This window comes from Dyella sp. 2RAB6 (assembly GCF_052115385.1).
Taxonomy (GTDB): domain Bacteria; phylum Pseudomonadota; class Gammaproteobacteria; order Xanthomonadales; family Rhodanobacteraceae; genus Dyella_D.
This window is the reverse complement of sequence record NZ_JBFRGP010000014.1, coordinates 119,675-130,205: the sequence shown is the minus strand read 5'-3', so window position 1 is coordinate 130,205 and position 10,531 is coordinate 119,675. Positions and strand designations below refer to the sequence as shown.

Here is a 10,531-nt window from a genome sequence, read left to right as displayed (position 1 = left end):
GCGAAGATAGCGCTGTGGCCCCACCCGATCCCATCCCGAACTCGGAAGTGAAACGCAGCTGCGCCGATGGTAGTGTAGCTTGCTATGCAAGAGTAGGTCATCGCCAGGGGCTTTATCCTAAAAACCCTCACCTCACGGTGGGGGTTTTTTCTTGCTCGAAAATCAGACAAAACAAGCGCGTCAATCAACGCGCCGATCAGCAACGCAAAACACAACACGCGCTTGGCCTATGATTCGATTCTTCAAGGACCCATGCGCCAATCGGGGGAGCATCGCGTGTTTGTCCAAGTTGAAACCCGCCGCCGTCAACGCACGCCGTGGGTGACCATGTTGCTCGTGCTGGCCTGCGTCCTGAGCTTTATCGGGCTGGCCGTGCTGCCACCACGCCAGCGTCTGTCGCTGTTGCTCGAATGGGGCACGGTGCCGGCGAATATCTTCGACGCCAAGGAACCGATCCTTGCGCAGCTGCACGATCCTTCGCTGCTGCGCCTGGTCACTGCGCTCTTCATCCATGTGGCCTGGCTGCACGTACTGGGCAATATGCTGTTCCTGGTGATCTTCGGACTTCCCTCCGAACGCACCTTAGGTTCGGCGCGGTTCTTCCTGTTGTTCCTGCTGGGCGGCATCGTGGCCAACCTGGTCGGCGCGCTTTCGCTCGCCGGAGTGCACTCGCCGATAATCGGCTGCAGCGGCGCTGTCTCCGCCGTGCTTGGTGCGTACATCGCGCTGTTCCCGCGCGAACGCTTAGGCCTCGTGCTGCCACTTGGCCTGTACCTGGAATTCGTCCGCGTCCCAGCCTTCCTGCTGATCGGCATCTGGGTCTTGCTCCAGTTGCTCTTCAGTTACGCCGGCCCGAGCTACGGCGCCGTCGTGTGGTGGACCCACATCGCGGGTTTCCTGTTCGGTGTCGTGTATGCGCTGCTGTCCCGCGGCGCGGTCGTCCGTCGCCTGCGCGGATAAACTTAAAACCATGCGCAGCAAGAAACTCTACAAGGTGACCTTCCTGCACCTAGGCAAGAGCTACGAGCTCTACGCCAGGCACGTGGCTTCCAGCGCACTGTGGGGTTTTACCGAAGTCGGCGAACTGGTGTTCGAGCCGGCGGGCGAAGGCCTCGTCGTCGACCCGACCGAAGAAAAGCTGCGCGAAGAATTCAAGGACACGCGCGTCCTGCACCTGTCGATGCAAGCCGTCATCCGTATCGAAGAAGTCGAACGCAAAGGCGCGTTGGTCATCCGCGATGCCGGCGACGGCCAGAAGGTGATGTCGCCTTCCCGTAAGCTCACTCCACACATAACTAGAGAACTCCGGGCAAACTAGCCCCAAGGAGACCCACGATGCGCAAGAGCAAGTTCACCGAGAGCCAGATCGTCGCGACACTGAAACAAGTCGAAGGTGGTCGCCAGGTCAAGGATGTGTGCCGCGATCTCGGTATTTCCGAAGCGACGTACTATGTGTGGAAGTCCAAGTACGGCGGCATGGAAGCATCTGACGTGCAACGGTTGCGGGACATCGAGGCGGAGCATGCCAAGCTCAAACGGATGTATGCCGAGCTGGCGATGGAGAACCATGCCCTGAAGGACCTCATCGCAAAAAAGCTGTAGACCCGGCGCAGAAGCGCCCGCTCCTGGTGTGGCTGATGCAGCAGCACGAGTGGAGCGAGCGCCGGGCATGTCTGGCGATCGGCCTGTCGCGTTCGACGGTGCGCTATCGGCGACGACCGGATCGCGACGAGGAAGTCATCGCACTGCTGGCGGAGCTGGCCGAGCGGTTCCCTGAGCGCGGTTTTGACAAGTTGTTCCAGTTGATCCGGCGCCGTGGCTTGGTGTGGAACCACAAGAGGGTCTGGCGCGTGTATTGCCTGATGCAGCTCAACCGTCGTCGACGTGGCAAGAGGCGCGTGCCGAACCGGCATCCGCTACCACTGGTTGCAGGCGAGCAGATCAACCGCAGTTGGTCGATTGACTTCATGTCTGATGCGCTTTGGGATGGACGGCGCTTTCGCACCTTCAACGTCATCGATGACTTCAGCCGCGAAGCATTGGCCATCGAAGTGGATTTGAATCTACCCGCGGCGCGCGTGATTCGCACACTGGAACGCGTCGCGGCATGGCGAGGCTATCCGACTAAACTACGCCTGGACAACGGTCCGGAGTTCGTCGCCTTGGCGCTGGCCGAATGGGCTGAGCGCAAGGGCATCACCCTGGACTTCATCGAGCCGGGTCGCCCGATGCAGAACGGCTTCATCGAACGCTTCAACGGCAGCTACCGACGGGGCGTGCTCGACATGCATGTGTTCCGCACGCTCCACGAGGTGCGCGAGCACACGGAGCAATGGTTAGCCGACTACAACCGCGAGATTCCCCATGACAGTCTTGGCGGGCTGACGCCCGCCGAATTCCGTATCCAGAACGACCCGGCTACCTCTAATTATTCGTGGCACTGATCTGAGGGGAGTCGACAGTGACGCCTTTCCCGATGCCGCCACGAAGCGGCCGCTGATCGTCAGCGCTGCGCCGCCATCCCATGATGGCGCGAGAAGTACCGCATCAGCCGCCGCGCGATCGGCGTCGGCGCCACCTGGCGAAAGGTGTGATGCGGATCGAAGCCTTCCCGATGCATGTCCGCGCGCTTGCGCTGGATGTACGCGCGCATCACATCCGCATTGAACTCGGGATGGAACTGCACGCTCACCGCATTCTTGCCATAGCGCAGCAGATGATGCGGATCGCGCGCCGAACCGGCCAGCACCGCAGCCCCCTTCGGCAACTCCAGCACGCTCTGCTCATGCGTGGTGTGCGCGCGGAACGAAGCCGGCAGCGCAGCCGCCATCGGATCGTCCTTCGCCTGCTCCGCCACCTCGATCAACATGGTGCCGATCTCGCGCCCGCCAGGCAGATAATCCACCCGCCCACCCAGCGCATGCGCCATCAGCTGATGGCCGTAGCAGACGCCGAACATTGGCAGCTCGATGTCCATCGCATCGCGAATCCAGCCCGCCGTGCGCTCGCTCCAGGCGGCCCGCTCGGTGACCATCGCGGCGGAGCCGGTAATCAGCGCGCCCGCCACGTCGCCGGGCGGCGGCAACTCTTCGCCGGCCGCCACGTCAACGACGCGCACCCGCCCCGGCGAGAGCTGCGCGCCAAGCCGGAACCAGTGAGGGAAATCGCCGTAACGGGCGCGAATCGGGTCGGGTGCTCGACCGGTACGAATGATCAGGACAGGCTTCATCGAGGCGTGACGCAATTCAGTGGGTGTGATCTTCCGGCAGTTCGATCGGCGGCAGCACGGTAAGCACTTCCTGCACCGTGGTCAGCCCGCGGATCACCTGCTCCGCTGCCGAGATGCGCAAGGGTCGCATGCCTTCGGCCAGCGCGGCGGTACCGAAGCGGCCCAGATCCAGCTGCGAGGACAGCAGGTTTCTCAGGCGCGCCGACAAGACCATCATCTCGTAGATGCCGGTGCGGCCCATGAAGCCGGTACTGCGGCATTCCAGGCAACCGACGGGCTTGAACACGGAGGCCGGCAAGGGCACCGACCAGCCATGGGTCAGCACCGTCCATTCGAGCGGGTCCTGCGTGGTCGCCTGCTTGCAATGCGGGCACAGCACGCGCACCAGGCGCTGCGCCACCACACCGGTCAGGGTCGACTGGATCAGGTAATGCGGCACACCCAGATCGAGCAGGCGCGTGACCGCGCTGGGCGCATCGTTGGTGTGCAGCGTCGACAGCACCAGGTGACCGGTCAGCGACGCCTGCACCGCCATCTGCGCGGTCTCCAGGTCGCGGATCTCGCCGACCATGATGATGTCCGGGTCCTGGCGCAGCAGCGTGCGTACGCCGGCGGCGAAGTCGAGGTCGATCGAGGTCTGCACCTGCATCTGGTTGAGTTCCGGCGAGACCATCTCGATCGGATCTTCCACGGTGCAGACATTGATCTCCGGCGTCGCCAGGTATTTGAGCGTGGAGTACAGCGTCGTGGTCTTGCCCGAGCCGGTGGGTCCGGTCACCAGCACGATGCCGTGCGGACGCTCCACCATGCTGCGCCAGAGCGTGCCTTCTTCCGGCGAGAAGCCAATCTGCGAGAAATCCTTCGCCACGATATCCGGATCGAAGATACGCATCACCACCTTCTCGCCGAACGCGGTCGGCATGGTGGAAATACGCAGCTCCACTTCGCGGCCACCGGCCGAGCGCGTCTTGATGCGGCCGTCCTGCGGGCGGCGCTTCTCGGCCACGTCCATGCGCGACAGGATCTTGATGCGCGCGGTCACCGCGGTCATCACCGGCGGCGGCAGCTCGAACACCTTGTGCATCACGCCGTCGATGCGGAAGCGTATCTGCCCGGCATCGCGGCGCGGTTCCAGATGGATGTCCGAAGCGCGCTGCTCGAACGCGTACTGCAGCAGCCAGTCGACGATATGCACGACGTGGCGGTCGTCCGCGCCGACCTCGCCGCTCTTGCCCAGCTCCACCAGCTGCTCGAAGTTGAGGATCGCCGAGGAGTCGTAACCGCTCGCCTTGGCGTCCTGCGCCAGCTGGATCGAGCGCTGCACGCCATAGAACTCGAGCAGGTAGCGATTGATGTCCAGCGGATTGGACACCACCCGCTTCACGTCGCGGCGGATCATGTGCGACAGGTCGGTGGCCCAGCCCGCATCGAACGGCTCGCAGGTGGCGAACGTCACCTCGCCCGCGGCGGACGCCACCGGCAGGATGCGATGGCGCGTGGCGTAGGCGTTGCTGACCACCTGGGTCACCGCCGCCACGTTGATCTTCATCGGATCGATCTTGAGATACGACAGCCCTGCATGGTTCGCCAGCCATTCGGTCAGCGCTTCCAGGCTCAGCGGGCGGCCGGGATCGCGCTGGTTGGGCAGCTTGGCATTGGCGATCAGCACCAGCGGATGCAGTTCCACCGCCGAGCGGCCGCTGCGGTTGCCCATGCGCACGTTCTTGGCGTCCTCGGCCTGGACGAAACCGTCCACGACCAGCGCGGCCAACACGTCGTCGAGCGTGAGCTTGCCGCGTCGACCCAGCAGCGAAGCGATTTGCGGTGAGGCTGCCATGCGTCGGATTCCCCTCGGTTTTCTGCGCGCGATCAGGCCAGGAGGATAGCGCGCGGCTATACTAACCCGCTTTATTCCAGGTCACGGAAAGCCATGTCCGCACGTACCTTCCAGGATGTGATCCAGACCCTCAACCGCTACTGGGCGGCGCAGGGTTGCGTGTTGCTGCAGCCGCTCGATACCGAGGTCGGCGCCGGCACCTTCCATCCCGCCACCTTCCTGCGCTCGCTGGGTCCGGAGCCCTGGGCCGCGGCCTACGTGCAGCCCTCGCGCCGTCCCACCGACGGCCGCTACGGCCAGAACCCCAACCGCCTGCAGCATTACTACCAGTACCAGGTGGTGATGAAGCCCAATCCGGACAATATCCTCGAGCTCTACATCGGCTCGCTGAAGGAACTGGGCCTCGACCCGCTGGTGCACGACCTGCGCTTCGTCGAAGACAACTGGGAATCGCCCACCCTGGGCGCCTGGGGCCTGGGCTGGGAAGTCTGGCTCAACGGCATGGAAGTCACCCAGTTCACCTATTTCCAGCAGGCGGGCGGCCTGGAGTGCAGGCCGGTCACCGGCGAGATCACCTACGGCCTCGAGCGCCTGGCCATGTACCTGCAGAACGTGGACAACGTCTACGACCTGGTGTGGACGGAAACGCCGCACGGCACCGTCACCTACGGCGACGTGTTCCACCAGAACGAAGTCGAGCAGAGCACCTACAACTTCGAGCACGCCAACGTTGCCGAGCTGCTGCGCTGGTTCGATGTCTGCGAAGGCGAAGCCAACAAGCTCATCGCCGCCGGCCTGCCGTTGCCGGCCTACGAGCAGGTGATGAAAGCCAGCCACACCTTCAACCTGCTCGACGCGCGCCGCGCGATCAGCGTCACCGAGCGCCAGCGCTACATCCTGCGCGTGCGCACGCTGGCCCGCGCCGTGGCCGAGGCCTACGTGGCGCAGCGCGAAAAGCTCGGTTTCCCGGGCCTGAAGAACAACCATAAGCCGTCCAAGGAGCAGGCCGCATGAGCGCCGCCAAGTCACTGCTGATCGAGCTGGGCACGGAAGAACTGCCGCCCAAGGCGCTCGACGAGCTTGCCGCCGCCTTCGGGCGCGGCATCTGCGACGGCCTGGCCAAGCGTGGCGTGGAAGCCGGCCTGGACCTGGCGCGCACGTTCGCTTCGCCGCGCCGTTTGGCCGTCCATATCCCGCAGGTGGCCGCCCAGCAGCCGGAGCAGACGATCGAGCGCCGCGGCCCCGCAGTGAATGCCTCGCTGGATGCCGAAGGCCAGCCGAGCAAGGCACTGCAAGGCTTCGCGCAGTCCTGCGGCGTCACCGTGGAGCAGCTCGAAAAGCTCGAAACCGACAAGGGCGCCTGGTTCGTGTTCCGCGCCGTCAAGCCCGGCCAGCCGCTCGCCGCGCTGCTGCCGGAGATCCTCGACGAAACGCTGAAGAGCCTGCCCATCCCCAAGCCGATGCGCTGGGGCAACCACGAGTACAGCTTCGTGCGCCCCGCGCACTGGCTGGTGATGCTGCACGGCGCCGACATCATCGAGGGCGAAGCGCTCGGCCTGAAGAGCGGCCGCAAGTCGCGCGGCCACCGTTTCCTGCATCCGCATCCGGTGCACGTGGCCGACGCCGATATCTGGCTGGATTCGATGCGCGCTTCGAACGTGCTGGCCGATCCGGCCGAGCGCCGCCAGCGCATCCGCGCCGAAGTGGCCAAGGCCGCGGCGCAGACCGGCGGCCTGCCGCAGCTGGACGACGCACTGCTCAACGAGATCGCCAACCTCACCGAATGGCCGGCCGCGATCGCCTGCACCTTCGAGCGGGAGTTCCTGGCGGTGCCGCCGGAAGCGCTGGTCACCACCATGGAGACCAACCAGAAGTTCGTGCCGGTGTTCGATGCCGGCGGCAAGCTCACCGAGCACTTCATCGGCATCGCCAATATCGAGAGCAAGGACCCGACCGAGATCCGCAAAGGCTACGAGCGCGTGATCCGTCCGCGCTTCGCCGACGCGAAGTTCTTCTGGGACGAGGATCTGAAAACGCCGCTGGCCGGCTATCAAGACTCGCTCAAGAACGTCACCTACCAGCAGTCGCTGGGCAGCCTGTGGGACAAGAGCGTGCGCGTGGCGGAACTGGCGCGCATCGTGGCCAACCGCGTCGAGGTCGACGCCGGCCAGGCCACCCGCGCCGCCGCGCTCAGCAAATGCGACCTGCTTACCCGCATGGTCGGCGAATTCCCCGAACTGCAGGGCGTGATGGGCCGCTACTACGCCAGCCATCACGGCGAAACGGCAGACGTGGCCGCCGCACTCGACAGCTACTACCAGCCGCGCTTCGCCGGCGACGCCATTGCCGCAGGCAAGGTCGGCCAGGTGCTGGCCGTGGCCGAGCGCCTGGACACCCTGGCGGGCATCTTCGCGGTGGGCCTCAAGCCCAGCGGCAACAAGGATCCTTTCGCCCTGCGCCGTGCCGCGTTGGGCCTGGCGCGCACCCTGGTGGAAGGCGGGCTGGAACTGGACCTCAAGGCAAGCTTCACCGAGGCGCTGGAACTGATTCCCGAAGCCGCGCTCGCCGCGGGCCTGAAGCCGGGCAAGGACGGCAAGCCACCCGCGCTCGATGCCGGCAAGCGCCGCGCCGCGCTGGTGGAAGAGCTGTACGACTTCGTCATCGAACGCCTGCGCGGCTACTACGCCGAACAAGGCTTCACCGGCGAGCAGTTCGAAGCGGTGCTGGCGGTGGCGCCGGCTTCGCTGGCCGACTTCGATCGCCGCCTGCGCGCGGTGGCGGAATTCGGCCGCCGCCCCGAGGCGCTCAGCCTCGCCGCGGCCAACAAGCGCGTGGCGAACATCCTGCGCAAGCAGGCGGAAGAAGCCGGTGCGCCGGCGCCGCAGGGCACGGTCGATCCGGCGCATTTCGAAGCCGATGCCGAACGCGCGCTGGCCGCGGCGCTGGCCGACGCGAAGTCGGCGACGGCGGGCGCGCTGCAGGCCGGCGACTACACCGCCGTGCTCAGTCGCCTCGCGCAGTTGCAGGCGCCGGTGGATGCGTTCTTCGACGGTGTGCTGGTGAACGCGGAGAATCCCGCCGTACGCGCCAACCGCCTGGCCCTGCTGGGCCAGTTGCAGGCGCAGTTCACGGCGATCGCCGATATCGCACGGCTGTAAGCACGGGCCGGCTTTATCGCCAGCACCATGAAAAACGGCAGCCAGATGGCTGCCGTTTTTTTGTGCCCGACGATCAGGCCATGTGGCGGTCGCGCTTGAGCCGGTCGCCGAGGCGATGGTTGAAGGCAACCATCGCGGTGGCGTCCACGTCGTTACCGCCGGGGCCGAGAATTTCGTAGAGATCCGCCAGCAGATCCGCATTGTCGGCCAGCGACAGATTGCTCTGGGCCAGATCCAGCTCGGACTGCAGGATGCGCAGTGCGGTGTTCAGACGGTGCGGATCCATCGCCACTCCGCTGGCATGCAGCGTATCGGCGGCGGTGCGCAGCTTGGTGCGCTGGCGATTGGTCAGCGAGGTCTCGGTGCCGAGCTCTTCGCCGGAAGTAATCGACTCGGACTGCATCATCGAACCTTCGCCGGCCACCAGCCACACCAGGGAAATCCCCATGGTCTTGGCCAGGGTCACGCAACGTGCGCGGGAAGGATCGGTATTGCCGTCGCGCCAGCTACGCACGACGCCCTCGGAGAAACCGCACATTCGCGCGATCTCGGTCACGCTACCGACGCGCTGGATCAGCACTTTGACACGATCGGCGAAGGTGCCCCCGTTCGGCGGCGTCGTAGTTATTTGCGTAGCCATGGGGATCTCCTGGGTGGTCTGGCAGTTGACTTTTGCAAGCTAGCCTTTCGGGCCGCTTACGTATTAGCCGGGCTATAACGCGGCAAGATGTTACGAGTGTGTTTGTGTTTATCCAATCTTCATAGAGATTCGGTATTTCTTACGATAAGTCTTCGTAAGAAAGTCGATTTCTGACGGGGGAAACGCACGAACTCCCATTTGGGAATACGCGCGAGCGAAGAAATCGCAACTTCACCTTCGACAAGTATTGCCCGGGTAATTATGGATAGGAAGGGTCTCGCGTGGCGCCATGGCTGTACGGCAGTTGCGTCGTGCAGGTTTCGGCCAACGCGACGCAGACCATCGACGTAGCGCAGGTCGAAACGGCCCCTGTCTATCAGCGCGCCGCGCGGTGTCCGTGTGGCAGCTCAGCGCGACTTCTCGCTTCGACGTTGCCGTAAAGATTTTTCCAATAAATACCGCGCCCTGATATCCCGCGGCCGCATGCGACATGCGGCCTCCCTTCTGTGTGGTTTATACCTAAATGGCTGATTCAACCGGTTTTGCTAGCGTCGAATCACTAATTTCCATGCGATCACGTATGGAATGCCGGAGGTTATCTTGACTTTGTCCGATTCATAAATTTTGGGGTATTCTCCTAACTTCCCCCGCGAAAATGACTCGCGCCCCCGAGCGCCAGAGCTTTCGTGACCGTGTTTGTATCGATTGATTGAGGTTCTACATGCGCAGGATCGTCTGGTCACTGGTATCGGTAGCAGCGCTGGCTCTGGCCGGCTGCAATTCTTCTGATTCGTCGCAGCCTGCGGCATCGACTGGCGGCGAGTCCGCGCCGGCGGCTTCGGCGCCCGGCCAGCAGCCGACCAAGGCCAACGCGGTCAGCGGCACCGTCGCGCTGCGCGACGCCAGCGGCCAGGTTTCGCCGCAGGCCAAGTTGGAGATCAAGCTGGTCGATCCGGCCCAGGACGGCACCCCGCTGGCCAGCAAGACCATCGACCCGGTGGCGAGCCTGCCGCAGTCGTTCGAGCTGGAATTCAATCCGGCCGACGTCAACCCGAACAGCATGTACATCGTGCAGGCCGTGCTGACCGACGGCGACCGCCGCTACACCGCGCCGCTGCAGACGCCGGTGCTGACCAAGGGCGCGGGCAACCAGGTTTCCATCCAGCTGGTGGGCGAGCAGACCCCGGGCGAGAAGGAACTGGCCGCGTTCAGTGCGGTGCAGAAGCAGATCGGCGGCATGAAGATCACCAGCGGCACCAAGCTGGAAGACAAGGTCTCGCGCGGCTGGCAGGTGTTCCGCGAAGCGGGCGAAGTGAAGTTCATCCGCGAGCAGGTCGACTACGGCGACAAGGGCTTCACCAACACCGACTACGCCTACAAGGATGGCAAGCCGTGGGTCGTGGTGCAGCAGAAGAAGTCCAGCAAGGACGCCAAGCCCAGCTCCACCGAGCGCGCCAGCTGGAACGCCGATGGCGCCCTGGTGCTGAAGCAGGAGCAGTCCGGCAGCAAGACCGACGCACTGGCCGACGACGAAGCCGCCGGCCTGCAGAAGCAGGCCACCAGCATCCTCAGCCTGGCCACCAACGGCAAGAACAAGTAAGCGCCGTCGTCTGATCCCGGATAGGGATCGGGGCATGAAAAAAGCCGTCCGCTCGCGCGGACGGCTT

General features: G+C 64.4%; 9 protein-coding genes and 1 rRNA gene. 7 read left to right on the top strand and 3 right to left on the bottom strand.

Translation table 11 applies throughout. The annotated features are described in order from the left end of the window. From rrf to AB4083_RS17795, 4 genes are all read left to right on the top strand, one after another. Positions 1 to 109, top strand: a 5S ribosomal RNA gene (rrf, locus tag AB4083_RS17810); the annotation flags it as partial. Between the two features lie 167 nt (positions 110 to 276). After that, positions 277 to 960, top strand: a complete 684-nt coding sequence (locus tag AB4083_RS17805) for a rhomboid family intramembrane serine protease (RefSeq protein ID WP_441609570.1) — start codon at positions 277 to 279, stop codon at positions 958 to 960. 10 nt (positions 961 to 970) lie between these two features. Next, positions 971 to 1,318, top strand: a complete 348-nt coding sequence (locus tag AB4083_RS17800) for a DUF1820 family protein (RefSeq protein ID WP_441609561.1) — start codon at positions 971 to 973, stop codon at positions 1,316 to 1,318. Positions 1,319 to 1,335: 17 nt separating this feature from the next. Continuing rightward, a protein-coding gene (locus AB4083_RS17795) for an IS3 family transposase (RefSeq protein ID WP_441609560.1) occupies positions 1,336 to 2,444 on the top strand; the annotation gives its coding sequence in 2 pieces (ribosomal slippage) (positions 1,336 to 1,597 and positions 1,597 to 2,444; 1,110 coding nt in all). Between the two features lie 59 nt (positions 2,445 to 2,503). Here the strand turns inward: AB4083_RS17795 and AB4083_RS17790 are convergent. Beyond that, positions 2,504 to 3,229 (bottom strand): glutamine amidotransferase, encoded by a 726-nt coding sequence (locus tag AB4083_RS17790; RefSeq protein WP_441609558.1) that lies wholly within the window; start codon positions 3,227 to 3,229, stop codon positions 2,504 to 2,506. A 16-nt stretch (positions 3,230 to 3,245) separates the two neighbouring features. Beyond that, on the bottom strand, positions 3,246 to 5,066 hold the full coding sequence (locus AB4083_RS17785) for a GspE/PulE family protein (protein ID WP_441609556.1): 1,821 nt from the start codon (positions 5,064 to 5,066) through the stop codon (positions 3,246 to 3,248). Positions 5,067 to 5,159: 93 nt separating this feature from the next. Here AB4083_RS17785 and glyQ point away from each other — a divergent pair, with 93 nt between their 5' ends. Then, positions 5,160 to 6,080 carry a glycine--tRNA ligase subunit alpha gene (gene glyQ, locus AB4083_RS17780; protein WP_441609554.1) on the top strand — a complete coding sequence of 307 codons (921 nt, stop codon included), beginning with the start codon at positions 5,160 to 5,162 and terminating at the stop codon, positions 6,078 to 6,080. Continuing rightward, positions 6,077 to 8,224, top strand: a complete 2,148-nt coding sequence (gene glyS, locus AB4083_RS17775) for a glycine--tRNA ligase subunit beta (protein WP_441609552.1) — start codon at positions 6,077 to 6,079, stop codon at positions 8,222 to 8,224. Before glyQ ends, glyS begins: the two co-directional genes overlap by 4 nt. 73 nt (positions 8,225 to 8,297) lie before the next feature. Here the strand turns inward: glyS and AB4083_RS17770 are convergent, their stop codons facing one another. Continuing rightward, positions 8,298 to 8,864, bottom strand: coding sequence for a helix-turn-helix domain-containing protein (locus AB4083_RS17770; protein ID WP_441609550.1), 567 nt, complete (start codon positions 8,862 to 8,864; stop codon positions 8,298 to 8,300). A gap of 721 nt (positions 8,865 to 9,585) precedes the next feature. On the opposite strand from AB4083_RS17770, the gene AB4083_RS17765 reads away from it, so the two are divergent. After that, the gene (locus tag AB4083_RS17765; protein ID WP_441609549.1) at positions 9,586 to 10,464 is read left to right on the top strand and encodes a YbaY family lipoprotein; all 879 of its coding nucleotides are present in this window, start codon (positions 9,586 to 9,588) and stop codon (positions 10,462 to 10,464) included. The last annotated feature ends 67 nt before the right edge of the window (positions 10,465 to 10,531 follow it).